The 26,533-nt window shown below is 73.6% G+C and carries 19 protein-coding genes; 7 read left to right on the forward strand and 12 right to left on the reverse strand.

Going from position 1 to position 26,533, the window contains the following annotated elements; genetic code table 11:
* Positions 1-465: 465 nt before the first annotated feature.
* The 5 genes from RM779_RS21980 to RM779_RS22000 all read left to right on the forward strand — a co-directional run bounded on the left by RM779_RS21980 (position 466) and on the right by RM779_RS22000 (position 5,751).
* Positions 466-789 (forward strand): hypothetical protein, encoded by a 324-nt coding sequence (locus tag RM779_RS21980; protein ID WP_311619468.1) that lies wholly within the window; start codon positions 466-468, stop codon positions 787-789.
* 197 nt (positions 790-986) lie between these two features.
* On the forward strand, positions 987-1,622 hold the full coding sequence (locus tag RM779_RS21985; protein WP_311619469.1) for a PadR family transcriptional regulator: 636 nt from the start codon (positions 987-989) through the stop codon (positions 1,620-1,622).
* Positions 1,619-2,362 (forward strand): ABC transporter ATP-binding protein, encoded by a 744-nt coding sequence (locus RM779_RS21990; protein WP_311619470.1) that lies wholly within the window; start codon positions 1,619-1,621, stop codon positions 2,360-2,362. The genes RM779_RS21985 and RM779_RS21990 overlap by 4 nt, the downstream gene beginning before the upstream one ends.
* Before the next feature lie 86 nt (positions 2,363-2,448).
* Positions 2,449-5,163, forward strand: a complete 2,715-nt coding sequence (locus RM779_RS21995; RefSeq protein ID WP_394813363.1) for an ABC transporter permease — start codon at positions 2,449-2,451, stop codon at positions 5,161-5,163.
* Positions 5,164-5,184: 21 nt separating this feature from the next.
* Entirely contained in the window at positions 5,185-5,751 is a 567-nt protein-coding gene (locus RM779_RS22000) for a bacterial proteasome activator family protein (RefSeq protein WP_311619472.1), read from the forward strand.
* Between the two features lie 64 nt (positions 5,752-5,815).
* Here RM779_RS22000 and RM779_RS22005 read toward each other — a convergent pair whose 3' ends face one another.
* From RM779_RS22005 to pdhA, 3 genes are read right to left on the reverse strand one after another with little or no spacing between them, the layout of a single operon-like run.
* Positions 5,816-7,240: a dihydrolipoamide acetyltransferase family protein gene (locus RM779_RS22005; protein WP_311619473.1), complete on the reverse strand. Its 1,425-nt coding sequence runs from the start codon at positions 7,238-7,240 to the stop codon at positions 5,816-5,818.
* A 26-nt stretch (positions 7,241-7,266) separates the two neighbouring features.
* The gene (locus RM779_RS22010; protein ID WP_311619474.1) at positions 7,267-8,250 is read right to left on the reverse strand and encodes an alpha-ketoacid dehydrogenase subunit beta; all 984 of its coding nucleotides are present in this window, start codon (positions 8,248-8,250) and stop codon (positions 7,267-7,269) included.
* Position 8,251: 1 nt separating this feature from the next.
* A complete protein-coding gene (gene pdhA, locus RM779_RS22015; protein WP_311619475.1) occupies positions 8,252-9,418 on the reverse strand; it encodes a pyruvate dehydrogenase (acetyl-transferring) E1 component subunit alpha in 1,167 nt (388 codons plus the stop codon).
* Between the two features lie 358 nt (positions 9,419-9,776).
* On the opposite strand from pdhA, the gene RM779_RS22020 reads away from it, so the two are divergent.
* Positions 9,777-10,442, forward strand: coding sequence for a response regulator transcription factor (locus RM779_RS22020; protein WP_311619476.1), 666 nt, complete (start codon positions 9,777-9,779; stop codon positions 10,440-10,442).
* A gap of 26 nt (positions 10,443-10,468) precedes the next feature.
* Here RM779_RS22020 and RM779_RS22025 read toward each other — a convergent pair whose 3' ends face one another.
* On the reverse strand, positions 10,469-11,515 hold the full coding sequence (locus RM779_RS22025; protein ID WP_311619477.1) for a phosphotransferase: 1,047 nt from the start codon (positions 11,513-11,515) through the stop codon (positions 10,469-10,471).
* Entirely contained in the window at positions 11,499-13,142 is a 1,644-nt protein-coding gene (locus RM779_RS22030) for a protein kinase domain-containing protein (RefSeq protein ID WP_311619478.1), read from the reverse strand. The genes RM779_RS22025 and RM779_RS22030 overlap by 17 nt, the downstream gene beginning before the upstream one ends.
* 240 nt (positions 13,143-13,382) lie before the next feature.
* Here RM779_RS22030 and RM779_RS22035 point away from each other — a divergent pair, with 240 nt between their 5' ends.
* Complete coding sequence (locus RM779_RS22035; protein WP_311619479.1) at positions 13,383-15,053, forward strand: Stk1 family PASTA domain-containing Ser/Thr kinase; 1,671 nt, start codon at positions 13,383-13,385, stop codon at positions 15,051-15,053.
* Positions 15,054-15,110: 57 nt separating this feature from the next.
* On the opposite strand, the gene RM779_RS22040 is transcribed toward RM779_RS22035, so the two are convergent.
* The 7 genes from RM779_RS22040 to RM779_RS22070 all read right to left on the reverse strand — a co-directional run bounded on the left by RM779_RS22040 (position 15,111) and on the right by RM779_RS22070 (position 26,434).
* Positions 15,111-15,935, reverse strand: a complete 825-nt coding sequence (locus RM779_RS22040; protein ID WP_311619480.1) for a maleylpyruvate isomerase family mycothiol-dependent enzyme — start codon at positions 15,933-15,935, stop codon at positions 15,111-15,113.
* A 281-nt stretch (positions 15,936-16,216) separates the two neighbouring features.
* The gene (locus tag RM779_RS22045; protein WP_311619481.1) at positions 16,217-17,500 is read right to left on the reverse strand and encodes a M18 family aminopeptidase; all 1,284 of its coding nucleotides are present in this window, start codon (positions 17,498-17,500) and stop codon (positions 16,217-16,219) included.
* A gap of 5 nt (positions 17,501-17,505) precedes the next feature.
* Positions 17,506-20,931 carry an SAV_2336 N-terminal domain-related protein gene (locus RM779_RS22050; protein WP_311619482.1) on the reverse strand — a complete coding sequence of 1,142 codons (3,426 nt, stop codon included), beginning with the start codon at positions 20,929-20,931 and terminating at the stop codon, positions 17,506-17,508.
* A 3-nt stretch (positions 20,932-20,934) separates the two neighbouring features.
* A complete protein-coding gene (locus RM779_RS22055) occupies positions 20,935-21,882 on the reverse strand; it encodes an AAA family ATPase (RefSeq protein WP_311619483.1) in 948 nt (315 codons plus the stop codon).
* Positions 21,879-24,032: a VMAP-C domain-containing protein gene (locus tag RM779_RS22060; RefSeq protein ID WP_311619484.1), complete on the reverse strand. Its 2,154-nt coding sequence runs from the start codon at positions 24,030-24,032 to the stop codon at positions 21,879-21,881. The genes RM779_RS22055 and RM779_RS22060 overlap by 4 nt, the downstream gene beginning before the upstream one ends.
* Entirely contained in the window at positions 24,029-24,430 is a 402-nt protein-coding gene (locus RM779_RS22065; RefSeq protein WP_311619485.1) for a CU044_2847 family protein, read from the reverse strand. The genes RM779_RS22060 and RM779_RS22065 overlap by 4 nt, the downstream gene beginning before the upstream one ends.
* Positions 24,431-24,604: 174 nt before the next feature.
* Complete coding sequence (locus RM779_RS22070) at positions 24,605-26,434, reverse strand: acyl-CoA dehydrogenase (protein ID WP_311619486.1); 1,830 nt, start codon at positions 26,432-26,434, stop codon at positions 24,605-24,607.
* Between the last annotated feature and the right edge of the window lie 99 nt (positions 26,435-26,533).

Raw genomic sequence — 26,533 nt, forward strand, 5'->3', positions numbered from 1 at the left:
AGATGCGGTGCATCGCAAGGCACCGGATCGCAGCTCATACTTGGCCGTATTCGCGCGATTCGGTAACGCAGCGAGGTGCCGTAGCTGGCGTCGTGGGCCCGGCAAGATCGGCAGGACAGGGCCTAGGGATTTCGTCGAACGGCGATCCGGTGCGGTGCTCCCCCGGGGGTTCGGGGCCTGGGGGAGCCGGACCGCGACTGGTACGCGGGGGTATCTGCCGGATCAAGTCCTGGGTGGGCGGTGGTGCGGACGCGTTGTCATGACTCCAACAGCTTACCGAGCGGCGCACGTGTGGACTGAGGCGGGGTCCTGGCGGTGCGGCGCGGTTCCATGGCGCGACCCGGGTGGGTCGTCACCGGTCGGGCGCGGTGTCCGGGTGGTCCCCGAGGGCCCGAGATGCCGGGAACGTCTATCTGTGTGACGCTGGTCACGTATCCGGTGGACGCGCGTGAAGGGTCGGGCGCTGTGAGGGTGTGGGTGGGATTCGCGATGGCCGCGGCGGCCGTCATAGCTCTGTTCGTCCCGTCCGCCGTCGCGGGGGACCCGCCGACCGGGAGCCATGCACCGCACATCGCCGAGGGCCATGGTGCCGGGAGCGAACGCGCCACCACCCGCTGGCCCACGGTCTCCGGCGAGGCCGCGCCGCCGCCGCGGCAGGAGCCACGGCCCACGGCGTTCGCCGCGCGGCAGGGCGGTGAGGTGCTGCCCGTACTGCCGTTGGGCGCCGGTCTCGCCAGTCTGGGCCTGGGCCTCGGCGTCCTCGGCCTGCGCCTGCGCCGCGCGGCCTGAACGCAGCGGGGCGGTCCGGGCCTGAGGGCCTGGTGCTTTCCGTGTGCCGTTCGGCGCGTGGCTGGGGGGTCGGTCTCGCCGGTTCCGCGCCTCGCGCCTCCCCGAGTGTCTGACGGCTTCCCGTGGCTGGGCCGATGCCCGGCGGGCAGCACCTCCGTGCTTGCGAACTCGGTGAATACTGAGTATAGATACTCGGTATGTCGATCCGTTTCGGGCTTCTCGCCCTCCTGGAGAGCGGGCCGCGCTACGGCTCACAGCTCCGCGTCGAATTCGAGTCGCGCACCGGCGCCACCTGGCCGCTGAACATCGGGCAGGTCTACACGACGCTCGGCCGCCTGGAGCGCGACGGGCTCATCGTTCCCGAAGGCGGCGGTGACGCCAAGCAGCAGCTGTACGCCATCACCGAGGCCGGCCAGGCCGAGCTGGGCGACTGGTATGCCCGGCCCGTCGACCGCACCCAGCCCTCGCGCGACGAGCTGGCCATCAAGCTGGCCATGGCCGTCGGCGCGCCAGGCGTGGACATCCGGGCCATCATCCAGGCCCAGCGCCGGCACACGCTCAAGGCGATGCAGGACTACACGCGCCTCAAGGCCCGCGCGCTCGCCGGGGGAACGGACTCGCGCGACGACATCGCCTGGCTGCTCGTCCTGGAACAGCTGATCTTCTCCGCCGAGGCGGAGAGCCGGTGGCTCGACCACTGCGAGACGCGCCTGGTGCGCCTCGCCGAAGGCCGCCCGCAGCCGCAGCGTTCGGCGCCGTCGCAGCAGCCGCCCGGCACCCCCGCCGCGTCTCCTGCCGCGTCCCCCGCCACGTCCCGCGGCGGTGTCTCGTGACCCGCAGCACCGCTCCCGACACCCCCGTGCTCGAACTTCGCGACGTCACGCGCGTCCACGGCAGCGGAGTCGCCGCCGTGCACGCGCTGCGCGGCGTCGGTCTGAAGGTGTTCGCCGGCGAGTTCGTCGCCGTGATGGGCCCCTCCGGGTCCGGCAAGTCGACGCTGCTGACCCTGGCCGGCGGCCTGGACGCGGCGACCCGCGGCAACGTCCTCGTCGAGGGCGAGGACCTCGGCGCACTCGGCCGCGGCGCCCTGGCCAAGGTGCGCCGCGGACGCGTCGGCTACGTCTTCCAGGACTACAACCTCATACCCGCGCTCACCGCGGCCGAGAACATCGCGCTGCCCCGCGAACTCGACGGCGTCGCCGCCCGCGTCGCGCGCCGCGAGGCGCAGGCGGCACTCGCCGAGATCGGCCTCTCGGAGCTGACCGACCGCTTCCCCGACGAGATGTCCGGCGGCCAGCAGCAGCGCGTCGCCATCGCCCGGGCCCTCGTCGGCGACCGGCGGCTCGTCCTGGCGGACGAGCCGACCGGCGCCCTGGACTCCGAGACCGGCGAGGCCGTGCTCGCGCTGCTCCGCAAGCGCTGCGACGAGGGCGCGGCGGTCGTCCTCGTCACGCACGAGTCCCGCTACGCCGCGTGGGCCGACCGCGTGGTGTTCCTGCGCGACGGCACCATCGTGGACGAGTCCGTCTCCCACTCGGCCGAATCGCTCCTCACCGACGGGAGCCACCGTTGAGCCGGATCTCCACCTGGCGGCTCGCGCTGCGCATCGCGCGCCGGGACGCCCTGCGCGCCAAGGGGCGCAGCGCGCTGGTCGTCGCCATGATCGCGCTGCCGATCCTCAGCGTGACGGCGGCCGACCTGGCCTTCCGCAGCGGGGAACTGTCGCAGGCCGAGCAGCTGACGCGCCAGATGGGCTCGGCCGACGCGGAGTTCGTCCTGGCGAACGGCAGCGGCCCGGTGCTCCAGTCGCCCGACGGTGAGATGGAATACCACTTGGAGGGGGACGGCTGGGAGGACGCCCGCGAGCGCCCGGCCGACGAGGTCGCCGCGGAACTGGCGGCGCTGCTCCCGCCCGGCACCGACGTCTACTCCAACGAGTCGGTCGAAGGCGTCGTGCACAGCAGGGCTGGCCTGATGACGGCGACCATCCGCGAGTTCGACGCCACGAACCCCGTGGCCGACGGCCCGTTCACCCTGCTGCGCGGCCACTACCCGCAGGAGCCGGGCGAGGTCGCGGCCACCCAGGCGTTCCTCGACGAGAGCGGCCTGCGCGTGGGCTCTGAGCTGCGCGTGAAGGACGGCGAACGCGGCTACCGCATCACCGGTGCCTACGAGCGCCCCGACGCCCTGAGAACGGCGGAGGTGCTCGCCCGGCCGGGCGCCGTGCTGCCGCTGCCCGAGTCCGCGGGCGCGGGCGGCTACATGAGCCGGACCGCCTACCTCGCCGACGTGCCCGAGGGCGGCGTCACCTGGGACATGGTCGTCGCGGCCAACGAACGCGGCTTCACCGCCGATTCCAAGGCCGTCCTCGCCGCCCCGCCGCCCGACTCCGAGGTGCCGCTCTACGCGGAGGAGGACTGGTCCGGCTACTCCGACCCGGGGGCCGACGCGGAGGCGGTCGCCATCGTCATCACCGTCGTCTCGCTCATCATCCTGGAGATCTGCCTGCTGGCAGGACCCGCCTTCGCCGTCGGCGCCCGGCGTTCCCGCCGCCAGCTCGGCCTGATCGGCGCGAACGGCGGTGACCGCCGACACCTGCGGGCCGTCATGCTCGCCAGCGGCGTGGTCCTCGGCGCGGTCGCCGCCGTCATCGGCGTCACGGTCGGCATCCTCCTGACGCTCGCGGCCCGCCCGCTGATCGAGAACCAGCTGGGCAGCCGCTTCGGCGCCTGGGACTTCCGCATTCCGGAACTGGCCGGTATCGCGTTCCTCGCCGTCCTCGTCGGGCTGCTCGCCGCCCTCGTCCCCGCGGTCGGCGCCGCGCGCAGCAGCGTCCTGGAATCCCTCACCGGACGCCGCGGCGTGCGCCGCGCCGGGCGGGTGCTGCCCGTCGTCGGCGCGGTGGCGCTGGTGCTCGGCGCCGCCCTGGCGATCGTCGGCGGCCTGACCCTGGACAGCACCGTGGTCGTCGCGGTCGGCTCGGTCATCGCCGAGCTGGGTCTGGTCGCGCTCACCCCGTTCCTCGTCGGCGTCTTCGGCCGTCTCGGCCGCTGGCTGCCGCTGTCCCCGCGCCTCGCGCTGCGCGACGCCGCGCGCAACCGCGGGCGCAGCGCGCCCGCCGTCGCCGCGGTGCTCGCGGCCGTCGCGGGCACCGTCGCCGTGTCCACGGTGATGACCAGCGACGACGCCGAGGCGCGCGCCGAGTACACCGCGTACCTCCCGGAGGGCACGGTGTCGATCAGCTCCGGAACGGACGACACCTCGGGCCTCACCCGCGCCGGGGAGATCGCGGAACGCGAACTGCCCGTCGACGTCCGCGCCGACATCGGGCAGCTCAGGCCCGGTGAGCCCGGCTGTGATCCGTACTCGGGCGACGGCTGCGGCTGGGCCGAGGTGGTGGTGCCAGCGGGCCAGGAGTGCCCCCTGTGGGAGCCGGACGCCGCGAGCATCCCCGCGGCCGAACGCCGTGACCTGGCCGACGACCCGCGCTGCGATGTGGACGATGGCGGCACCATGCTGGCCGTCGCCGGTCCTGAACTGCTGGACGTCCTCGGCACCGGCGGGGCGGCGGACCGGGCCGCGCTGGAGCGCGGTGAGGCGATCACGTTCTCGGACCGGTGGATCGAAGACGGCTCCGTGAGCCTGGAGGTGTACGAGCGGGAGCCGGAGTACGGCGGCGACGGCGAGCCGCTGACGCCGCCCGACCACGAGCCGGCCTTCCCCGCCCGCCTGGTGGAGACCGGGAACATCCCGTTCGCCGCCGTGATCACGCCGGAGACGGCCGAGGCGGCGGGGCTGCGCGTGGTGCCGTCCGAGACCTACTTCTCCACCACCCGCATGCCCAGCAGCGGCGAGCAGCAGGAGTTCGAGGGCGTGCTCGCCGACACCCTCGGTGTGGCGCCGCATGTGGAGGTGGAGGACGGCTTCCAGAGCGAGACCGCCTTCGGGCTGCTGATTTTGAGCCTCGCGGCCATGGTCATCACGCTCGGTGCCGCCGGCATCGCCACCGGTCTCGCCCAGGCCGATTCGGAGGCCGACCTCACCACGCTGGCCGCGGTCGGCGCGACGCCGCGGCTGCGCCGCACACTCTCCGGGCTTCAGTGCGGCCTGATCGCCGCGATGGGCGTTCTCCTCGGCGCGGCGTCCGGCCTGGTCCCCGCGCTCGGCCTGCTGCTCTCCGGGCACCGTTCCGACGTCGCCGAGTGGGAACGCAGCGTGACGGAGGGCTGGGGGCAGGGAGGTCGTCCGGAACTTTTCATCTCCCTGCCCTGGGGCACGTTCGTGCAGCTCATCGTCGTGGTGCCGCTGGTCGCCTGTCTGCTCGCCGCGCTGCTGACCCGTTCGCGCATCCACCTCGCGCGGCGCGCTGGGTGATCCGCGTTGCATGATGGGGTTATGACGCAGCCGAGCAACGAAGCACCGCAGGACAAGTCCCAGATTCTGGTCGTGGGCCCGGACGGGATGGCGCTCAGCGGTGTCGCGCCCCGGGGAGACGGAGAGGGCGGGGAGGGGCAGTCGGAGACGCCCCTGACCGAGATGGTGGAGCAGCCGGCGAAGGTCATGCGGATCGGCAGCATGATCAAGCAGCTGCTTGAGGAGGTGAAGGCGGCGCCGCTCGACGAGGCGAGCCGGGTCCGGCTCAAAGAGATCCACGCCAGCTCCGTCAAGGAGCTGGAGGAGGGGCTCGCGCCGGAGCTCGTGGCCGAACTGAGCCGGCTTTCGCTGCCGTTCACCGATGACGGCGTGCCCACCGATGCGGAGCTGCGCATTGCCCAGGCGCAGCTCGTGGGCTGGCTCGAAGGACTCTTCCACGGTATCCAGACGGCGCTGTTCGCCCAGCAGATGGCGGCCCGCGCGCAGCTGGAGCAGATGCGCCGCGCGCTGCCGCCCGGCGCCATGGGAGAGGAGCCGCCCGAGCAGGACGACCCCCGTGGCGGGGCGCGGTCCGGGCCCTACCTCTGATTGTCAGGACCACATGATTCGGGGGCGGCAGCCGTACGGCTGCCGCCCCCCTTGCCGTGCCGGCTCAGCCCCAGGTGATCAGTCGCTTGGGGTGCTCGAGTACGGCGGCGGTGTCGGCGAGGACCTTGGAGCCGAGTTCGCCGTCGACGAGGCGGTGGTCGAAGGACAGGGCGAGGGTGGTGATGTGCCGGGGCTTGATCTTGCCCTTGTGGACCCAGGGCTGTTCACGGATGGCGCCGAGCGCGAGGATCGCGGCTTCGCCCGGGGTGAGGATGGGGGTGCCGGTGTCGATACCGAAGACGCCGATGTTGGTGATGGTGACCGTGCCGTCGCGCATGTCGGCGAGGGTGCTCTTGCCTTCCCTCGCGGTGGTGACGAGGTCGCCGAGCGCATGGGCGAGTTGGGGGAGGGTCTTGGTGTGGGCGTCCTTGATGTTGGGGACGACGAGGCCGCGCGGGGTGGCGGCGGCGATGCCGAGGTTGACGTAGTTCTTGTGGATGATCTCCTGATTGGCCTCGTCCCAGGCGCTGTTGACGTCCGGGTTGCGGCGGATCGCGGTCAGCAGCGCCTTGGCGGTGAGCAGGAGCGGGTTGACGCGTAGCCCCGCGAACTCGGGGTCGTTCTTCAGCTCGGTGATCAGGCGCATGGTGCGGGTGACGTCGACCGTGGCGAACTCGGTGACGTGGGGCGCGGTGAACGCGCTGGCGACCATGGCCTGTGCGGTCGCCTTGCGTACGCCCTTGACCGGGACGCGGCGTTCGCGGATGGCGGCCAGGGACTGCGGCTCCACGGCCGGCGCGGGGCCCGGCGCGGCGGGTGCGGTGGCCGCGGTGGGCTGGGGTACGGGGGGTGCGGTGGCGGCCGTGGCCGCGGCGTGCACGTCCTCGCGGGTGATGATGCCGTTCGCGCCGGTCGGGATGACGCGTGTGAGGTCGACGCCCAGGTCCTTGGCCAGCTTGCGCACCGGCGGCTTGGCCAACGGCCGTGCGTTGGGCGCCGCCGGCTCGTGCGCCGGCTCGTGCGTCCGGTCCGCCGCCGCGGCCTGCGGCGGCACCGGTGCCTGCTCCTGCCGCGGCTCCGGTGTCTGTGCCGCGGGCGTCCGCGGCTTGCGCGGGCGGCGCCGCGTGGCCGGCGCCGAGACGCCGTAGCCGACCAGCACGGGCTGCCGCCCGCCGTTCGCGCTCTGCTCCTCGCCGGCCGGCGCCTCCCCGTCCGGCGGCGGGCCGGCGGACGGGTCGGTGTCGACCGTGATGATCGCCGTACCGACGTCCACGGTGCTGCCCTCGGAGAAGAGGACCTCCCGCACCTGTCCGTCGTACGGAATGGGCAGTTCCACGGCGGCCTTCGCCGTCTCGACCTCCACCACGACCTGGCCGTCGCTCACCGTGTCGCCCGGCTGGACCAGCCACTTCAGGATCTCCGCCTCGGTGAGCCCTTCGCCCACGTCCGGCATTCTGAACTCGCGGTAGCGCTGTGCCTCAGCAGCCATCGTCACGACTCTCCTCAGCCTCTCCCTCAGTACGCCAAGGCGCGGTCGACGCAGTCCAGCACCCTGTCAAGCCCGGGCAGGTACTCCTCCTCCAGGCGCGCCGGCGGATACGGCGCGTGGAAGCCGCCCACGCGCAGTACCGGGGCCTGGAGATGGTAGAAGCACCGCTCGGTGATGCGGGCGGCGACCTCCGCTCCGGAGCCGAAGAACACCGGTGCCTCGTGCGCGACGACCAGGCGGCCGGTCTTCTCCACCGACCGCTGGAGCGTGTCGAAGTCGATCGGCGAGACCGACCGCAGGTCGATCACCTCGATCGAGGTGCCGTCCTCCTCGGCCGCGGCCGCCGCCGCGGCGAGCGCCGTCTTCACCGTCGGCCCGTAGGCGGCCAGCGTCAGGTCACCGCCCGCCCTGACCACCTTGGCCGCGTGCAGCGGCCCGGGGATGCCCGCCTGGTCCACCTCGCCCTTGTCCCAGTAACGGGCCTTCGGCTCGAAGAAGATGACGGGGTCGTCGCACTGGATGGCCTGCTGGAGCATCCAGTAGGCGTCGGCCGGGTCGGCGGGGGTGACGATCTTGAGGCCCGCGACGTGCGCGAAGAGGGCTTCGGGGGATTCGCTGTGATGTTCCACGGCGCCGATGCCGCCGCCGTAGGGGATGCGGATGACGACGGGGAGTTTGACGGTGCCGAGGGAACGGGCGTGCATCTTGGCGAGCTGGGTGACGATCTGGTCGTAGGCGGGGAAGACGAAGCCGTCGAACTGGATCTCGGTGACCGGGCGGTAGCCGCGCAGGGCGAGGCCGATGGCGGTGCCGATGATGCCGGATTCGGCGAGGGGGGTGTCGATGACGCGGTCTTCGCCGAAGTCCTTCTGGAGTCCGTCGGTGATGCGGAAGACACCGCCGAGGCGGCCGACGTCCTCGCCCATGACCAGGACCTTGGGGTCGGTCTCCAGGGCCTTGCGCAGCGAGGAGTTCAGCGCCTTCGCCAGTGCCATCTTCTCGGCGGCCATGTCAGTCCCCCTCGTGGTGGTCGGCGAACGAGGCCACGTAGGCGCCGTACTGGGCCCGTTCCTCGTCGACGAGCGTGTGCCCGTCGGCGTAGGTGTGCTCGAACATGGCCATGCCGTCGGGGTCGGGCATCGTCCGGATGGCCTCGCGGACGCGCCTGGCCAGCGCGTCGCTCTCCGCGTCGAGATCGGTGAAGAACGCGTCGTCCGCCGCGTTCTCCCGCTCCATCAGGCGGCGCAGCCGCAGCAACGGGTCCTTCGCCTCCCAGACTTCGAGCTCCTCCTTGCGGCGGTACCTGGTCGGGTCGTCCGAAGTGGTGTGCGCGCCCATCCGGTAGGTGAACGCCTCGACCAGCATGGGCCCCTGACCGGTCCTCGCGTGCTCGGCCGCGGCGCGCGTGACGGCCAGCACGGCCAGCACGTCGTTGCCGTCGACGCGCACGCCGGGGAAGCCGTAGCCCTGCGCGCGCTGGTACAGCGGCACCCGCGTCTGGCGTTCGGTGGGCTCGGAGATGGCCCACTGGTTGTTCTGGCAGAAGAACACCACCGGGGCGTTGTACACCGCGGCGAACGTGAACGCCTCCGCCACGTCGCCCTGGCTGGACGCGCCGTCGCCGAAGTACGCCACGACGGCCACGTCGGCGCCGTCCTTGACGACGCCCATCGCGTAGCCGGTGGCGTGCAGGGCCTGGGAGCCGATGACGATGGTGTAGAGGTGGAAGTTGTTGCTCGCCGGGTCCCAGCCGCCGTGGTTGACGCCGCGGAACATGCCGAGCAGCTTCGTCGGGTCCACGCCGCGGCACCAGGCGACGCCGTGCTCGCGGTAGGTCGGGAAGACGTAGTCCGTCTCGCGCAGCGCACGTCCGGAGCCGATCTGCGCCGCCTCCTGGCCGAGCAGCGAGGGCCACAGGCCCAGCTCGCCCTGCCGCTGGAGCGCGGTGGCCTCGGCGTCGAACCGGCGGGTGAGCACCATGTCGCGGTACAGCTCGCGCAGCTGCTCCGGGGTGGTCTCCAGCGCGTAGTCAGGGTGCTCGACCCGTTCGCCCTCGGGGGTCAGCAGCTGCACCATCTCGGGCTTGGGGCCCGGCTGGGGCTGCTGCCGCTTGCCCGCTGTCCTCTTCGCCGCGGGTCGGCGCGGCTTGCCGCGCGCGGCGGTGCTTTCCACGGTCACTCGTGCTCCTCCGTCGGTCCGGCCCCCGGGGTCCACCGGGCGGCCAGTGCGGCCCTCCCGGTCCCGTACGGCGCACGGGGGTGTGTGCGGCGCGGACGGAACCGAGCGGTTCTGTGTCCCGTTCTCGTCCCGTTCGACGGCCCCATAAGAGCACGGTAGCCAGTGGGTCCACAAGCCACGAAATCGCCTCTGACCTGCGGATTTACCTGGATTTCCAAGTAGTTGGCGGAGCGTGGCGGAACGGCACTGGTCCCAGCCTCGCAGGACGTCGGGACACCTGCACGTTAACCCGGGCACGCGGGTCGCGGGAAGAGTACGGCGAGGGGCGGGCCCACGGTGACTGTGTGACACTGTGCGGGTGGGCAAAGAGGGAAAAATTACCGTATTCCTCCTCGATGACCACGAGGTGGTCCGACGCGGCGTGCACGAGCTGCTCGCGCTGGAGCCGGACATCGACGTGGTCGGCGAGGCCGGCACGGCGGCGGACGCGCTGGCCAGGATTCCCGCGGCCCGGCCGGACGTGGCGGTCCTCGACGTCCGGCTGCCGGACGGCAGCGGCGTGGAGGTGTGCCGCGAAATCCGTTCGCGGGACGAGGCGATCAAGTGTCTGATGCTCACCTCGTACGCGGATGACGAGGCCTTGTTCGACGCCATCATGGCGGGCGCCTCGGGCTACGTCCTCAAGGCCATCAGGGGAACGGAGCTGCTGACGGCGGTCAGGGACGTGGCCGCGGGCAAGTCGCTGCTCGACCCGGACGCGACCCGGCGCGTGCTGGACCGGCTGCGCGGCGGCGGCGACCAGGCGGCGGGCGACGATCGGCTCGAACGGCTGACCGAGCAGGAGCGGCGCATCCTGGGACTCATCGGGGACGGCCTGACCAACCGCGCGATCGGCCAGGAACTGAGCCTCGCCGAGAAGACGATCAAGAACTACGTGTCGAGTCTCCTCGCCAAACTCGGCATGGAACGCCGCTCGCAGGCCGCGGCCTACGTCGCACGGCGGCAGGCAGAGCGCGGGCGGTAACGCGCGCGTGGGCGGGGCGGCCGTGCTCAGTCGCAGAACGCGTCCCGCACCGCAGCCGTGTTCAGCGTCCACCACACCACCAGCGCGGAGGCGGCGGGAAACTGCGGATCGGGGCGGCGGTCGGCCCGTTCGTAGTGCCAGTCCAGCATCCAGAAGTCGTTCAGCCGCTCCCACCACACGCGGTGCACCGCCGCCGCCAGCTCCGCGGGCGAGGCGCCGACGGCGGCCCGGTAGGCGCGGGCGTAGGCGCGGACCTTCGCCAGCTCAAGACTCCCGTCGGCGCGGAGGTAGAAGATCACGGCGGCCCTGACCGCCTCCTCCGCGCGGGGCCGCACCGCGAGCCGGTCCCAGTCCACGATCGCCACCGGCTCCACCGGGGCCTCGGCCCGGTACAGCAGGTTGAGCGGGTGGAAGTCCCCGTGCACCCACCCCTCGGCGGGTATCTCCTCCGCGGAGGGGCGCAGCCACTCGTGGTCGCGCAGCAGCGTGCGGCGTTCGAGCAGCCGGTGCTCCGCCAGCTCGTCGAAGCCGGTGCGCCGGGCGCGGGCGCGCACCCGGGCCAGCAACTGGTCGATCCGCGCGTACGTGTCCCCTGCCCTGGCCGCCTCCCGCTCGGGCAGGCGGCGCGGCGGCCAGCGCCTTATCACCCGCTCCAGCGCCCGGTGCACCAGACCGAGCAGCGCCCCGAGCCGGCGGCTCTCCCCGCGGCTGAGCTGGCCCCCGTGCCGGTGCCTGCCCTCGACCCACGGGTGCAGCGCGTAGGCACGGCCGCCGAGCACGGCGACCGTCCGCCCGTCCCTGGCGGCGAGCGGCGGCACGACCGGCAGCCCGAGACCGGCCAGCTCCGCGGTGGCGCGGTGCCGGCCGGCCAGCGGTATCACCGTCTGCGGATCGCCGTCGAGGTGGTGCTTCAGGAAGAAGACGCCCCGCGTGGTGGCCAGCCGGTAGCCGTGGTTGAGCAGCCCCTCGGCGACACGTTCGCAGGCGACGGGCTCCCCCGCGTCGTACCGGCTCAGCAGTGCGGAAAGCGTGTTCCCCGAGGGTCCCGTCGCGCCGTCAGGGAGTGTCGGCACCGGCGGCGGCGCCTCCGTCGTCCGCGCCCGGGTCCGTGCCGCCCTCGTCGCCGCCGCCGCCCTCGTCCGCGCCCCCGTCGCCTGGCCCGCCGTCCTCGCCGCCCTCCGAGCTGCCCTCGGTGGACGTCGGCGGCGGGGTCGTCTCCGGCTCGGTCGTCGGCGGGGTCTCCGGCTCGGTCGGCGTGCCGGTCTCCTGATCGGTGGGCGTGCCGGTCTCAGTACCTGTCGGCTCGCCCGGCTCGGGCTCCGGCCAATCGTCGTCGTCGTCGTCCGACGGGACCAACTCGTCGTCCGACGGCTGCTCGACGTCATCGGACTCCGACGGGCTCTCCTCGTCGGTCTCCCGGTCCGTCTCCCGGTCGCTCGGCTCGGTGGTGTCCGTCTCGCTCGGCGGGCTGCTCGGGTCCTCGTCGCCGCCGAGGTTGGCCGCGACGAGCACGCCGGTGCCGATCGCGACGAGCGCGAGCAGCGCGACGAGGATCATGCGGCCGCGCCGCCCGTTCGCCGACGGGCCCGCGGGCTCGTCGTGGTCCCCGCCGCCGCCCTGGTTGCCCATGAGCATCGGCGCCGCGTACTGGCTGGTCGGCGCGTCGGTGCCGGTCCTGGTGGTGGCCGCGGCCGGGGTGCCCATCGGCGGGGTGGCCCCGCCGGTGACGGAGCCCGTGTTCCACAGGCCGCCGGTGTGGCCGCCGTGCTCCTGGAGCGTCCGCAGCGCGTACTGCACCAGGCCGCGCATCTCCTCGGCGGACTGGAAGCGGTCCTCCGGGTCCTTGGCGAGGGAACGCATCACCAGGCCGTCCAGCTCGGGCGGCGCCTCGGCGGAGATCTCGGACGGCAGCCGCGGCATGTCCTGGACGTGCTGGTAGACCACGGCGAGCGGCGTCTCGCCGACGAACGGCGGGCGCAGCGTCAGCAGCTCGAAGAGCAGGCAGCCGACCGCGTAGAGGTCGGAGCGGGTGTCGATGGCCTTGCCGAGCGCCTGCTCGGGGGAGAGGTACTGCGGCGTGCCCATGACCATGCCGGTCTGCGTCATCGTCTGCGCGGCGCCGTGCAGCGCGCGGGCGATGCCGAAGTCCATCACCTTCACGGCGCCGGCCTCGGTGATGATGACGTTCGCCGGTTTGATGTCGCGGTGAACGATGCCGTGGTGGTGGCTGTAGGCCAGGGCCTCCAGGACGCCGGAGACGATGACCAGGGCCTGCTCGGCGGGCGGGGACTCGGAGTCGATCAGGAGTTCCCTGATGGTCTTGCCGTGGACCAGCTCCATCACGATGTAGGGGACCATGTCGCGGCCCACCTGCTCCTCGCCGGAGTCGTAGACGGCGACGACCGCATGGTGGTTGAGCCCGGCGACGGACTGCGCCTCGCGCGTGAAACGGGCCTTGGACACCGGGTCCTGCGCCAGATCGGCGCGCAGCAGCTTGACGGCGACCGGCCGGCCGAGGCGCACGTCCTCCGCGGCGAAGACCTCCGCCATCCCGCCCCGGCCCAGGCGGTAGGTCAGCCGGTAACGCCCGTCACCGACCAGTCCGTTGTTGCCCCACAGCTCCGGGGAGTCGGGCACTTCGCTGCCGGCCGCCCCGGGCTCCTCCTCGCCGGACCCCGCAGCGCCTCGCTCGTGTGCCATCAGTCCTCGCCGTAGTCAGCATGGGTCCCAGTCAGCATGGGTCCCCTCGGCCATCAAACCCGCTCCGGGCCCGCGATGACAAGTTGAGCCGGAGGCGGCGGTCACGGTACGGACAACGTGCTTGACGTGCCCGGGCCCTGCGGCAGACTTGGGGCGGACAGCAGGTCCGTATTATGCGCGGCGGAGCACTGAAGCGCCCTACCGGCGCATCGCAGCACAGCGCCTAGGGGGAACGACCAGATGAGTGACCACGTGCAGCCGCCCGGAGATTACCGGGGGCGCTCCGTGGGGGGCGGCCGTTACCAGTTGCGGGACGTCCTCGGCAAGGGCGGCATGGCCTCGGTGCATCTGGCCTGGGACACGGTGCTCGAACGGCAGGTCGCGATCAAGACCATGCACTCCGAGCTGGGCCGGGAGGACGCTTTCCGGGAACGGTTCAAGCGCGAGGCGCAGTCGGTCGCGAAGCTGACGCACACCAACATCGTCTCCGTGTACGACACCGGCGAGGACCTCATAGACGGGGCCCCGGTGCCCTACATCGTCATGGAGTACGTCGAGGGCCGGCCGCTGCGCACGGAGCTGGAGCAGGACATCGAGCGCTTCGGCGCGATGCCGGCCGACAAGGCGCTGCACCTCACCGCGGACGTGCTGGCCGCGCTCGACATCAGCCACGAGATGGGCCTCGTCCACCGGGACATCAAGCCCGGTAACGTCATGCTCACCCGCCGCAATGTGGTCAAGGTCATGGACTTCGGCATCGCGCGGGCGATGCAGTCCGGCGTCACCGCGATGACGCAGACCGGCATGGTCGTCGGCACCCCGCAGTACCTCTCCCCCGAGCAGGCGCTCGGCCGCGGGGTCGACGCCCGTTCCGACCTTTACTCGGTCGGCGTCATGCTCTTCGAGCTGTTGACCGGCCGGCTGGTGTTCGACGCGGAGTCGGCGCTCGCCATCGCCTACGCACACGTTCAGGAGGAGCCGCCGGCGCCCTCCACGATCAACGCCTCGGTGCCTCGGGACGTCGACGCGCTGGTGGCGCGGGCCCTCCAGAAGAACCCGAACGACCGGTTCCCCTCGGCCGAGGCGTTCGCCGCCGAGTGCCGGCGGGTCGCCGGCACGCTCTCCGGCGCCGCCCCGCAGATCGTGCCGGGCGCGCATGCCCCGGCGGACAGCGGCGCGGCCGTGTCGAACGCGGTGTTCCCCCAGTTCGGCGGCCCGACGCCGCCGCCGGGCCACACCTACGCCTCCCCCTACGCGCCCACCCCGCCGGTCGGCGGCTACGGCTATCCGCAGCAGGCCGCGCCGAGCACCCCGCCGCCGTACGCCATGGTGCCGCCCGGCGGCGCCGGGTCCGAGCCGGGCGGGAACGGCGGCAGCGGCGGCGGTGCGGGCCGCGGCAACGCGTGGATGGTGATGACCGCGGCGGTGGTCGCCATCGCGCTGGTGGCCGTGGTCGCCGTCGTCGTGATGATGAGCGACGGGGGCGACGGGGGCGGCGGGCAGGCCGATGGCGACCCCTCGGGGCAGACCTCGGGGCAGGGCGAGGGCGAGGGCGAGGAGCCGGCCCCCTCGCAGGAGCCGACGGAACGGGAGCCGCGCTACACGCCGGGCGACCCGGAGCAGGCCATCGAGACGTCCGCGTGCGTCGGGGCCGGCGACTACTACAACCAGGAAGAGAACCCCGGCGCCGTGTCCACGCCGGACTTCTACGACTTCCACATCGACTCGGTCAAGGCGTGTATGCGCGAGGCCGGTTGGACCTACAACGAGAACCTGAACTACAAGGACGAGGTCATCAAGGGCGACGGCATGGTCGTCGACCAGAGCCCCGCACCCGGCGAGCCGTACGTGCCGGGCGAGGATGAGATCGAGCTGACGGTCTCCACCGGCAACGAGCCCACGAACGGCTGAGCCGAGGCGGTCGTCGCCCGCCGCCCCCGAGGTGCGGCCGGGCTCAGTGCGCCGGGCTCAGTGCGCCATGGGGAAGCCGGTCACGATGCGCTCCGCCAGCTCCGCGTCGCCCTCCACCTTGAGCTTGTCGGCGACCCGCCTGGCCCGCACCCGGCCGCTGGCGAGGCGGCTGAACGTCTCCCAGTCCGTGGTGAACGTGACGATCGGCCCCAGCGAAGGGCTGCTCTCCACCGTGCCGTTACCGTTCTCGTCGACGCGGACCGTGCGCAGGAACTCCACCGGACCGTTCACGTCGAAGACCACCGCCGACTTCTTCGGCGCGCCCGCGTCCTCCGCGATCACCTTCGGCAGCCGGCGCAGCAGCTCGTCGCGCGCGATGTGCGCGGCGGGGGTGTCCAGGTTTCCCGGGCGGCGCAGGGCGCGGCGCAGGTCCTGCTCGGCCGTCCAGACGTTGAAGACGCGCAGGTCGAGGAAGTGCGCCAGGGACGTCTTGCCGTGCAGCGGGTGCGAGATGACGTCATCGGGCTTGCGGCGCTCGTTCCGCAGCTGGCGGGACCTGCGGATGATCGTGTACTCCAGCTCGCTCGTCATCTCGGGGCCGGTGTGGTGCCGCCTGACGTCGACCTGCACCTCCAGGTAGCGGGTCGTCTCGTCGGTGACGTGGTACAGGTCCCTGGGGAGGGTGTGGATCGGCCGCGGGTCGCCCAGCGCCTCGCACTCGCCGCCGATCACGTGGGAGACCACGTCCCGCACCGACCAGCCGGGGCACTCGGTGGGACGGTTCCACTCGCCGTCCACCAGTGACGAGACCAGCTCGGATATCGCCTCGATGGACTGTGTCCAGGCATCGATGGACGGCTGAAGGCTCGGGTGCACGGTCACGGGACCCCTCGTGGCGGTTCGTCGCTGGCTGGGTGTGCTCACACGTTACGCCGCGCGGGCGCAGCCGGTGAATGCTTTCTGGGGACGAATCCTAGTGCCGGGTGGGTCGGGGTCTGCCCGCCGTACCGGGCGGCGTGGGCAGATGCCGGTGGGGGGACCGGGCGGGACCGCCGTGCAGTGCGGTACCGCCCGACCCCGTGATACTCAGCATGGCGGCGGCGTTTCACGACTTCGTGACGAGCCGTCGTCAGGGCTGCCACGGAACGCGGCGGGATGGGGCCTCAGGGCAGCAGGAAGGCCGTCATCGCGTTGGCCAGGTGGAACGGGTCGGTGGCGGCGCACAGTTCACGTGCGGAGTGCATCGACAGGATGGCGACGCCGATGTCCACGGTGGCGATGCCGTGCCGCGCCGCGGTGATGGGGCCGATCGTCGTGCCGCACGGGACGGCGTTGTTGGACACGAACGTCTGCCACGGCACCCCGGCGCGCTCGCAGGCCGCGGCGAAGACGGCCCGGCCCGTGCCGTCGGTGGCGTACCGCTGGTTGACGTTCGTCTTCAGGATGGGGCCGCCGCCCGCCATCGGACGGTGCGTCGGGTCGTGCCGCTCCGCGTAGTTGGGGTGAACGGCGTGGCCGGTGTCGGACGACAGGCAGAACGATCCGGCGAGCGCCCGCGCCCGGTCCTCGTAGTCGCCGCCGCGGGCGGCGACGGACCGCTGAAGCACGCGGCCGAGCAGCGGGCCGTGGGCGCCGGTGTCGGAGGTGCTGCCGTTCTCCTCGTGGTCGAACGCGGCGAGCACCGGGATGTGGCCGAGGTCCCCGGCCGCCGCGGCGGCGGTCAGGGCGGCCGTGGCGGCGTGCACCGACAGCAGGTTGTCCATGCGCGGGCCGGCCACCAGCTCCCGGTCGCGGCCGAGGTAGGCGGGCGGCTCGACGCTGTGCGCCATGAGGTCGAAGCCGAGCACGTCACCGGGCGCCACCCCGGCCTCCGCGGCGAGGAACTCGACCAGCTCGCCCTCGCGCGGTGTGCCGATGCCCCAGATCGGCGTCATGTGCTGCTGCCGGTCGAGCTTCAGGCCCTCGTTGACGCCGCGGTCGAGGTGAACGGCGAGCTGCGGGACGCGCAGCAGCGGCCGGTCGGCGTTCACCAGCGCGGCCTCGCCGTTCCGCAGCGCCAGCCGTCCGGAGACGCCGAGGTCGCGGTCCAGCCAGGTGTTGAGCAGCGTCCCGCCGTAGATCTCGACGGCGATCTGCTTCCATCCGGCCCGGCCGGTGTCGGGGACCGGCTTGACTCGCAGGTTCGGCGAGTCGGTGTGGGCGCCGATGATGCGGAATCCGGTGGCCGGCGTCGCGGACTCGGGCACGAACCAGGCGATCAGCGCCCCGCCGCGCTGCACGTACCGCCCGCCGGGCGTACCGTCCCAGGCCGCGGTCTCCGACACCCGCCGGAACCCCGACTTCTCCAGCCGCTCCGCGGCGTTGGCCACCGCGTGGTACGGCGAAGGGGAAGCGGTGAGGTAACCCATCAGGTCGTCGGTGTGGGCGCGGTCGAACGGTGCAGTCATGGCAGTCAGCATACGAACCGCCCGGCGATCAGCGCCGCGGCGTCGAGCAGGGCGCTCAGCGTGCGCCGCCGCAGCAGGCCGGGCGCCACGTCGCCGTGCGCGGCGAGGTGGGGATCGGCGGGGAGGGTCACGGTCGGGTTCCCGCGGGATTCGATGCCGCGGCGCGTGCGTTCCCCGTCCTGCTCCCAGCGCTGCCCGAGCGGGGTCAGCAGGACCAGGGCGTTCTCGGCGAGGTCCCGGTACCCGTGCCCGGCCAGTCGGTCGAGCAGCGCCCCCACGGTGCCCGCCGACGCGGTCCTGTCCGGGCAGCAGACCACGAGCCGGTCCGTCATCGAAAGGACGGCGTGCGCCCGTTCGTCGAGCGGGCGCTCCGCGGGGTAGGCGACGGCCCAGTCGGTGAACACCAGCGCGTAGTGGTGCTCGGCGATGCGCAGCACCCGGCGGTACTCCGCGGCGAAGTTGATCCGCGCGGCCGGGTGGCGCGCGCCGTGGGTGAGCACCTCAAGGCCGGAGGCGGTCCGCGCGGTGACGCGGCGCACGTCCTCGTGGGTCACCGGGTCGGGCAGCGCGGCCAGGCGGCGCATCGTCTCGGTCGCGGTCCTGGGGCCGAGCCGGTCCGCCAGATCGCGCGTGCCGGGCACGCCGTCGACGGCCAGGACGCCCCCGCCCCGCGCCGCGGCGAACAGGGCGCCGAGCGCGAGCGTCGCGGTGGCCCGGCCGGCGCCGGGGTGGATGCCGGCCACGGTCACGCGGTGGCCGTGCGCGAGCGGGGCGCGCAGGAGGCCGAAGTGCTCCCGGGCGCGCGCTGCGCCCTCCCGGGGGCCGGCCGCCAGCCGCCGCAGGCGGCCGGGCAGCTTCGGCGGCGGGTCCGCGGGCGCCGGGGGGCGCGGCCTGGCGGCGCCGGGCGCCCAGGCCGACGCCGCCGGTGCGGTCGCCGCGGCGGGCGCGGCGGACCCGCCGGACCCGGCGCCGCTCGCCATGGCGACGAACCTGCCCATCTCCTGTTCGACGTCGCCCGCGGTGGGCCGGGTGGCGGGGTCGTCGTACAGGCAGGACTCGACGAGCGCGCGCAGCGCGCTCCAGGTGTCGCCCGCCCACAGCCTGACCCTGGTGCCGTCCGGCCTGCGGTGGTTGCTGATGGCGTCGAGCAGGCGGCCGAGGTCGCTGACGTTGTCCTCGCGAACGGGCGCGGGGCCCTGACCGGCGAACCTGCCGTCGACGGCGCACTCCGCGAGACCGGCGAGCACCACGCGGCGTTCGGTGACGATGACGGTGGCGGGGGAGAAGTCGCCGAGTACGACGTCCTGGAGGTGGCACAGGCTCAGCGCACTGGCCAGCCGCCAGCCCAGGTGCAGGCTGGCCAGCACGTGCAGCGGCGGCGCGGCGGTGTCCCTGGACAGGGTGCGCAGCAGGTCGCCGAGCCGCTGGGCCGTCTCGTCCGGGTGCGCGACGGCCTCCGGCGGGGTCGTGGCGATCCACGGCAGGGGAGCGTCGAGGTCGCTGCCGAGGAGGGTGGGCGCGTTGCGCCCGCCGAGGCGGGTCAGCGCCGCCGCCTCGACCGCCAGCGACTCGCCGCTGACCGGCGGCGCGGCCGCCGGCGCGGCGCGCACCAGCACCGGGTGGCCGTCCGGGTCCTCGGCGAGGTAGCGAACGGTGCCGTGGCCGGCCTCCCGCCGCCCGAGCAGCCGGTAGCGGCCGAGGCGTTCCGGGTCCTCGCGCGTGAGCGGCGGCCACTCGCCCTCGGGCCGGCCCCGGCCGTCGTTCCGCTCGGCGCCGGGCGGCGTGATCCCGAAGCGCTTCATGAGCCGCTTCTCGATACTGGTGAAGCCGCGGGCCCGGTCCGGCAGCGCGGCGCGCCCGGCGGGGTGCACCAGCCAGGCGGGGAAGTCGGGCGAGCGGCCCGCCAGTTCCTCAAGGCGGCGGCCGATGGTGCGTCCGGTGCGCAGCAGTTCGGCGCCGGGCACGGCGTCCAGCAGCGCGGTCTTGGCGTCCTCGGCGAAGTCGAAGACGCGGTGGTGCGCGGGCAGCGGCCCGGCCACCGGGGCGTGGGCGGGGAGCAGCAGGCCGCCGAGGAACACCTCGGCGAGCTGCGCGGTCGTCGCGCGCCACGGCACGGCGGACCGCACCAGCCGCATCACGGGCACGGACACGGGGGAGACGGCCGCGAGGTGCGCGGCCAGCCGGTACGCCTCGGGCGACGCGGCGTCGCGGAAGTGCTGGAGGCCGCGTTCCCGCCGGGGCGGCGGCCGGTCGCCGGGCGGCAGCAGCAGGGGCAGGTGCGCGGTGGCACCGGAGGAGGCGAGGAACCGCGCCCACGGCCGGACGGCGGCCGGCAGCGGCTGGAGCACGGGGACGGGCAGGCCGGGGAACGTGCCGAGTTCGTCCGGCAGGACCGGGTCGGTGACCAGCCAGGCGGTGCCCGCCCCGCCGCGGTGGCGGGTGGTGGCGTTCCACCGTTCCGCACGGATGCCGGAGCCGTCCCACAGGCCGGGCGGCAGGGTGTGGACGACGGCGACGGGCCCGGCGGCGGACCAGCGTTCGATCGCGCGGTGCACCGCCCCGTCGCGCCAGGCGCCGCCCATGCCGTCGCTGACCACGACGACGAGCGTGCGCCCCGAGGGGTCGTCCAGCACGGACGGCGCGAGGGCGGCGGGCTCGGGCGAGAACGGCTGCCGGCGCAGGCGGGCGGCCCCGGGCGTGCGGGCGTCGAGGCCGTAGGTGCGCAGCAGCCGGAACGCGCCCATCCGTTCGAAGACGGTGCGGAGTTCGGCGGCGAGCCGGTGCCACAGCAGCATGGACGGGCCGTCGTCCACGACGAGCGCGAGGTCGAGCCACCGTTCCCTGGTGGGGCGCAGCACGACGTCGGGCAACCGGGTCTCGGCCAGGGCGGCGGCGGTGGCCACCTCGTCGATCTCCCGGCCGTGGGCGCTCGGCCTGCGCTGCTTCAGCGGGCGCAGGGCGCGGCCCATGCCCAGCTCGTCGGGCAGCGCCTTCTCCCCCGGCACGCGCACCGGCAGGGCGCGGCGCGGGGTGCGGGGCGGGGGCGGCAGGTTGAGCGGCTGGGTGCCGGGGCCCGGCGCGGCGTGCAGCCGCACCGGCTTGTCGTCCGGCGCGGCGGCCGGGGGCAGCGGGTCGGTGGTGGTGCGCCCGGGGCGGCCCGCCTCGGCGGCGTGCGCGGCGGACTCCGTCCCGTCCCTCCCGTCGTCGCCTGGCTCAGCGGCGGGCGGTCCCGGGTCGTGGGCGCGCAGGTCGGTGCCGGCGGGGAGGCGGGTGGCGAGCCACAGCACGTCGAGCAGTTCGTGCGGCTGCGGGTCCCAGCCGGCGCCGCGCAGCACGCGCAGCGCCGTCTCCAGCGGGTCCCCGGCGTTCCCGTTCGCGTTCGCGTTCGCGTTCCCGTTCGCGTTCGCGTTCCCGTTCCCGGCCGCCGTCACGGGTCAGACCGTTCCGGTGAGCTGGTGCAGCACGGCGTCGAGCAGGCCCTCGGCGTCCAGGTCGACGCCGCTGGTGCGCAGGAAGACGGCGTTCAGCAGCTGGTCGGTGGCGAGTTCGCCGGGGGCGCGGCGCTGGAGGAACGTCTGGATGAGGTCCTGGGCGGCGCCCAGCGCCTCGGGGCCGAGGTGCGCGGAGACGATGGCCCGCAGGCGTTCCTCGTCGGCGACGGGGAAGTCGAGGCGGACGCAGCGGCGCAGGAACGCGGGCGGGAAGTCGCGTTCGCCGTTGCTGGTGATGACGACGGCGGGGAACTCGGTGCAGTGCACGCGCCCGCTCGCGACGCCGACCTCCTCGCCCGCGTCGGCGGACAGCACGCGCACGACCGACTGCTCGGCGGGCAGCCGGACCAGCTCGGGGATCTGGAAGTATCCCTCCTCGAAGACGGTGAGCAGGTCGTTCGGCAGGTCCACGTCGCCCTTGTCCAGCTCGTCGACCAGCAGCACGCGCGGGCGCTCGCGCGGTACGAGCGCGGTGCCGAGCGGGCCCAGCCGGATGAAGCCGCCGATGGACGGCTCCGTCTCGCCGCGGTCGCGGCTGAGCGTGGTCTCGCGCAGGCGGCCGATCGCGTCGTACTGGTACAGCGCCTCCTGGATCGTGGAACGGCTGTTGACCGGCCACCGCAGGACTTCGCCGAGCCCCAGTTCGCCTGCGAGCGCGAACGCCAGGGACGACTTGCCCGTGCCCGCGGGGCCGGTGACCAGCAGCGGGCGGCGCAGGTGCAGCGCGGCGTTCACGACGTCGGCGTGCTCGCGGGAGATGAGGTACGGCAGCGGCCGGTCGGCGGGCGCGTTCTTGAACCGGCGCCACGGCGGGGCCTCGGGCATGGTGACCGCGCGCCGCACGCCGTCCCCGTGGAAGATGCGCCAGGTGTCGCGGGGGACGCTGCTCATGGGGCCTCCATGGGGTCGGAGAGGTGGAGCACGGGCACGGGGCGGTCGGCGTCGGCCCAGGCCAGGACGGGCCGGCCGGGGTACTCGTTCGGCCGGTGGACCGTTTTGGCGCGGTACGACCTGACGCCCTCGGGCAGTTCGCGCGGCGCGATCGCCGAGGCGTGGCGGACGGCGTGGGACTCCTGGCCGGTGCCGCGGTCCCACACCACCACCGGTACCCCGACGGCGATGCACACCTGCACGACTTCGCTGCGGACCCTGGCGGGCACGTCGACCGTGACGCGGACGGCGTCGAGCCGGTCCATGAGCGTGCCGTAGACGGCGCGCGCCCCGGCCGCCGCGTCCGAGACGTGAATGGTCTCGCCGGAGTCGAGGCACCGCCAGCGGTGCCGCCAGTCGGGGAGGAACCGCTCGTGGCGGCGCAGCAGTTCGGGGCAATGAACGACGAGCGGGTATTCGGCGCCGAGCACGCCGGGGATCAGGCCGTCAGGGCCCGGGCTCTCCCACTCGTCGACGGGCAGGTCGAGCGCGGCCCGGTCCACCAGGACCTCCACCAGCGGCCTGGTGTGCCCGGGGGCGGCGCGGGCGAGCGGTTCGAGCACGCGCAGCACCTCCTCGGCGACCGCGGCCGCGGTGAGGGGCCGGTCGCCGTGCCCCGACACCTGCCGCGGCCCGTCGCCCTCGTCGCACCAGATGCGCAGCCGGTGGCCGTCCTCGTCGGTGCTGAGCCCCACCAGCACGCGCGGCGGGCCGGAGCGCGCCGCCAGGTGCGCGGCCCAGTCGTCGGCGTCCGCGCGGCGTTCGCGCAGTGCGGGGCGCGGGATGCCGAGCCGGGCCCCGACGCCGTCGCACCACAGCCGCAGCCCTGCGCGCTGGGAGGGCGGGCAGACCACGGCGAGGTATTCGGCGAGGCGCAGCAGCGCGGGCACGCGGGGCCGGTCCTCGGACGATCTGCCGTCGCCGGAGAACTGTTCGAGGTGGAGCAGCAGGGCCGCGGTGTCGTCGGTGGCGGGCGGGGCCGCCATGGTCGGCAGCGCGGCGCGGACGGCCTGCGGGACGCGGGCGGTGACGGCGGCGGGCACGGCGGCCAGCAGGGCGAGCAGCCGGCGGTGCTCGCCGGGCGAGAGCAGCAGCGGAACGGCGGACCATTGGCCGGTGGCGACCAGCTGTCCCGCGGCGGGGGACCTCTGGGCGTGCAGGATCTCGCTGAGCGCCGCGAGCGCCCGCGGCTCGGTCAGCAGGGTGCGGGCGAGTGCGCGGGAGCCGAGGTGGCCCTCGCGCGGGGGCGCCGTTCCGCAGCGTTCCGCGATCTCCGCGGCGAGGTCCCGGTGGTTCAGCGAGGAGCCGAGTGCCCGGTCGAGCAGGTCGCACAGGTCGGGGTAGGCGGGGTCGTCCAGGTCGGCCACGTCGGTGTGGAACAGCGACTGGGCGCCGACGGCGCGCAGTTCGCGTTCGATCCGCTGCCACGGGATGGACCAGCTGCGGCGGATGACGTGCCCGGGGTCGTGGGCCGGCGGCCCGCCGGTGACGGGGTCGTCGGGCGGCCTGCTGTGCGCGGCGACGATGCCGACGACGGCGTTGTCGCCGCCCGACCACAGCGGGCCCCCGCTGTAGGCGGGGCCGATCGACATGCCGGTGGGCTCGCCGTCCAGGTAACCGACGTGTTCGTCGCAGGACTTGACGCGGGCGTCGGAGAACGAGCCGGGGAGCGCGGTGCCGTGCCAGGCGCGGACGTCCTGCCCCTCGCGCATCGCGGTCCAGGCGGGCGCGTCCACGGTGTCGGGCGCGAGTCCCGGCACGTGGAGGACGGCGAGGTCGCCGAGCCATTCGAGGTCGCCGCCGCGCGGCGGCCGGTCGCTGCCGTCCGCGCGGCGCGGCGGCACCCAGTACACGGTGCGGCCGGTGAGGCGCTGCGTGCCGAACGGGCCGTGGAACACGAGCGGAACGTGTACGCGCCCCGGCCGCCTGCCGTCGAAGGGGCCGCGGCCGATGGCGTCGTTGACGACGTGCGCGCAGGTGAGCAGGTGCTGCCCGGCGAGCAGCACGCCGGCGCCTGCGGCCTTCCCGTCGTCGGTGCGCAGGACGGAGACCACGCTGTGGCGCGGCTCCCCGGCCTGGCGCGGGGTGGGCGGGGACGGGGGCGGGGTCACGGTGCGGCCGTCGCCGCCGGCTGCCAGGTGGCGGTGACGGTGAGGTGGGCCCGGCCGCCGCTCTCCACGAGGCCGAGCTTGAGATCGTGGCCGATCTCGACGCCGAATTCGACGGTGATCTCCTGCGGGGGGTGCGCGGTGGCGGAGACGGCGCCGTGCACCTCTTCGAGGAGGGGGCCGAGCGGACCGAGGGCGGCGCGCAGGGTCCCGGTGGCCAGGCGCCGCGCGGCGGCGCGGCCCCGGCCGACGGGGACGCTGCCGCCGAGGCCCTCGGGCAGGTCCCGCTCGTCCTCCGGGGCGTCGTGGGGACCGGCGTACGGGTCCGCGGCGTCCTCGGGGGCGAGGCGGACGCGGACCGAGGTGCCGTCGCGCAGCTCTAGCTCAGCGTGTCCAGACATGCATGGATTGTGCCGAGAACTCGTCGCCCCTGACCAGCGATTGATGAGAAAAGCGATTGGCGGGAAAAGGGGAGGGCCCGGCGCGCGGGGGGTCGCGCCGGGCCCTGGTGGGCGGCCGGTCGGACGGGGCGGTCGACCGGCGCCTGGCGGGTGGGGCTCGAAGGAGCCCGGGGGTCAGAAGGCCGACTCGTCCAGGTCCATCAGGGAGAGGTCGGTCGTCTCGGCGACGGTACGCGAGACGGCGACGCCGGGCAGGACGGTGGCGGCGAAGTGCCGGGCCGCGGCGATCTTGCCCGCGTAGAACGCCCGGTCGCGCTCCGGCGCCTCCGGCAGCTTCCCGGCCGCGACGGCGGCGCCGCGCAGCAGCAGGTAGCCGACGATCACGTCACCCGAGGACAGCAGGAACGCCGTGGTGTTGAGCCCGACCTTGTAGAGGGAACGGACGTCCTTCTCGGTGGCGGCGAGGTCGGTCAGCAGCACGCCGACGGTGGCCTCCAGGTCGGCGACGGCGCGGGTGAGCTGGTCGCGGGCGGCGGCCAGGCTCTCGCCGCCCGGCGCCTCGGCGAGGAACTTCTTGATCTCCTCGGCCAGCGCGGTGAGCGCGACGCCCTGGTTGCGGACGATCTTGCGGAAGAAGAAGTCCTGGCCCTGGATGGCGGTGGTGCCCTCGTAGAGGGTGTCGATCTTGGCGTCCCTGATGTACTGCTCGAGCGGGTACTCCTGGAGGTACCCGGAGCCGCCCAGCGTCTGGAGGGACTCGGCCAGTTGTGCGTAGGACCGCTCGGAGCCGTAGCCCTTGACGATGGGCAGCAGCAGGTCGTTCCGCGCCTCCTCGGCGGCGGCGTCCTCGCCCGCGGCCTGCTTGACCAGGATGTCGTCCTGGACGCTTGCCGTGTACAGCGCCAGGGCGCGCATGCCCTCCGCGTACGCCTTCTGCGTCATCAGCGAACGGCGGACGTCGGGGTGGTGGGTGATGGTGACGCGCGGGGCGGACTTGTCGGCGAACTGCGTCAGGTCCGGGCCCTGGACGCGCTCCTTGGCGTAGGCGAGCGCGTTGAGGTAGCCGGTGGAGAGGGCGGCGATGGCCTTGGTGCCGACCATCATCCGCGCGGACTCGATGATCTTGAACATCTGGCGGATACCGTCGTGCTTCTCGCCCAGCAGCCAGCCCTTCGCCGGGGTGCCGTGCGCGCCGAAGGTCAGCTCGCAGGTGTTGGAGACCTTCAGGCCCATCTTGTGCTCGACGTTGGTGGCGTACACGCCGTTGCGCGCGCCCAGTTCACCGGTGTCCCAGTCGAAGTCGTACTTGGGTACGGCGAACAGCGACAGGCCCTTCGTACCGGGGCCGTGGCCCTCGGGCCTGGCCAGCACGAAGTGCACGATGTTGTCCGTCAGGTCGTGCTCGCCCGAGGTGATGAAGCGCTTCACGCCCTCGATGTGCCAGGACCCGTCGTCCTGCCGCACCGCCTTCGCCCGGCCCGCGCCCACGTCGGAGCCCGCGTCGGGCTCGGTGAGGACCATGGTGGCGCCCCACTGCCGGTCCACCACCAGCCGCGCGATCTTCTTCTGCTCCTCGGTGCCCTCGTCGTGCAGGACGCGGCCGAACGTCGGGCCCGAGGCGTACATCCAGATCGCCGGGTTGGCCCCCAGCACGTTCTCCCCGGCGGCCCAGATCAGTGAACGGGGCGCGGTCAGCCCGCCCAGCTCCTCGCCGATGCTCAGGCGCCACCATTCGGCGTCCATGTAGGCGTGGTAGCTGCGCTTGAACGACTCCGGCAGCGGGGCGGTGTGCGTCGCGGGGTCGAAGACCGGCGGGTTGCGGTCGCCGTCCTCGTACGAGGTGGCCAGCTCGTTCTCCGCGAGGCGCGTGATCTCGGCGAGCATGGTGCGCGCGGTGTCGGGATCGATCTCCTGGAACGGGCCCGTGCCGTACACCGCGCCGCGGCCCAGGACCTCGAACAGGTTGAACTCGACGTCGCGGAGGTTCGACTTGTAGTGCCCCATGGCGGCGACTCCGTAATTGGCGGGTACCGGGTAGTAACGTCCATGATGCTACCCATCGGTAATAAGAAGCAAGCGGATTCAGGACAGAAGCGGGCCGTA

This window comes from Streptomyces johnsoniae, from assembly GCF_031845565.1.
Classification (GTDB): Bacteria; Actinomycetota; Actinomycetes; order Streptomycetales; family Streptomycetaceae; genus Streptomyces; species Streptomyces johnsoniae.

Excerpts from the sequence above, each read along its gene's own strand:
- RM779_RS21985 (WP_311619469.1), top strand. The coding sequence starts at position 987 with ATGTCGATCCGTTTCGGGCTTCTCGCCCTCCTGGAGAGCGGGCCGCGC.
- RM779_RS21995 (WP_394813363.1), top strand. The coding sequence starts at position 2,449 with ATGATCGCGCTGCCGATCCTCAGCGTGACGGCGGCCGACCTGGCCTTC.
- RM779_RS22000 (WP_311619472.1), top strand. The coding sequence starts at position 5,185 with ATGACGCAGCCGAGCAACGAAGCACCGCAGGACAAGTCCCAGATTCTG.
- RM779_RS22005 (WP_311619473.1), bottom strand. The coding sequence starts at position 7,240 with ATGGCTGCTGAGGCACAGCGCTACCGCGAGTTCAGAATGCCGGACGTG.
- RM779_RS22010 (WP_311619474.1), bottom strand. The coding sequence starts at position 8,250 with ATGGCCGCCGAGAAGATGGCACTGGCGAAGGCGCTGAACTCCTCGCTG.
- RM779_RS22030 (WP_311619478.1), bottom strand. The coding sequence starts at position 13,142 with ATGGCACACGAGCGAGGCGCTGCGGGGTCCGGCGAGGAGGAGCCCGGG.
- RM779_RS22035 (WP_311619479.1), top strand. The coding sequence starts at position 13,383 with ATGAGTGACCACGTGCAGCCGCCCGGAGATTACCGGGGGCGCTCCGTG.
- RM779_RS22045 (WP_311619481.1), bottom strand. The coding sequence starts at position 17,500 with ATGACTGCACCGTTCGACCGCGCCCACACCGACGACCTGATGGGTTAC.
- RM779_RS22055 (WP_311619483.1), bottom strand. The coding sequence starts at position 21,882 with ATGAGCAGCGTCCCCCGCGACACCTGGCGCATCTTCCACGGGGACGGC.
- RM779_RS22065 (WP_311619485.1), bottom strand. The coding sequence starts at position 24,430 with ATGTCTGGACACGCTGAGCTAGAGCTGCGCGACGGCACCTCGGTCCGC.
- RM779_RS22070 (WP_311619486.1), bottom strand. The coding sequence starts at position 26,434 with ATGGGGCACTACAAGTCGAACCTCCGCGACGTCGAGTTCAACCTGTTC.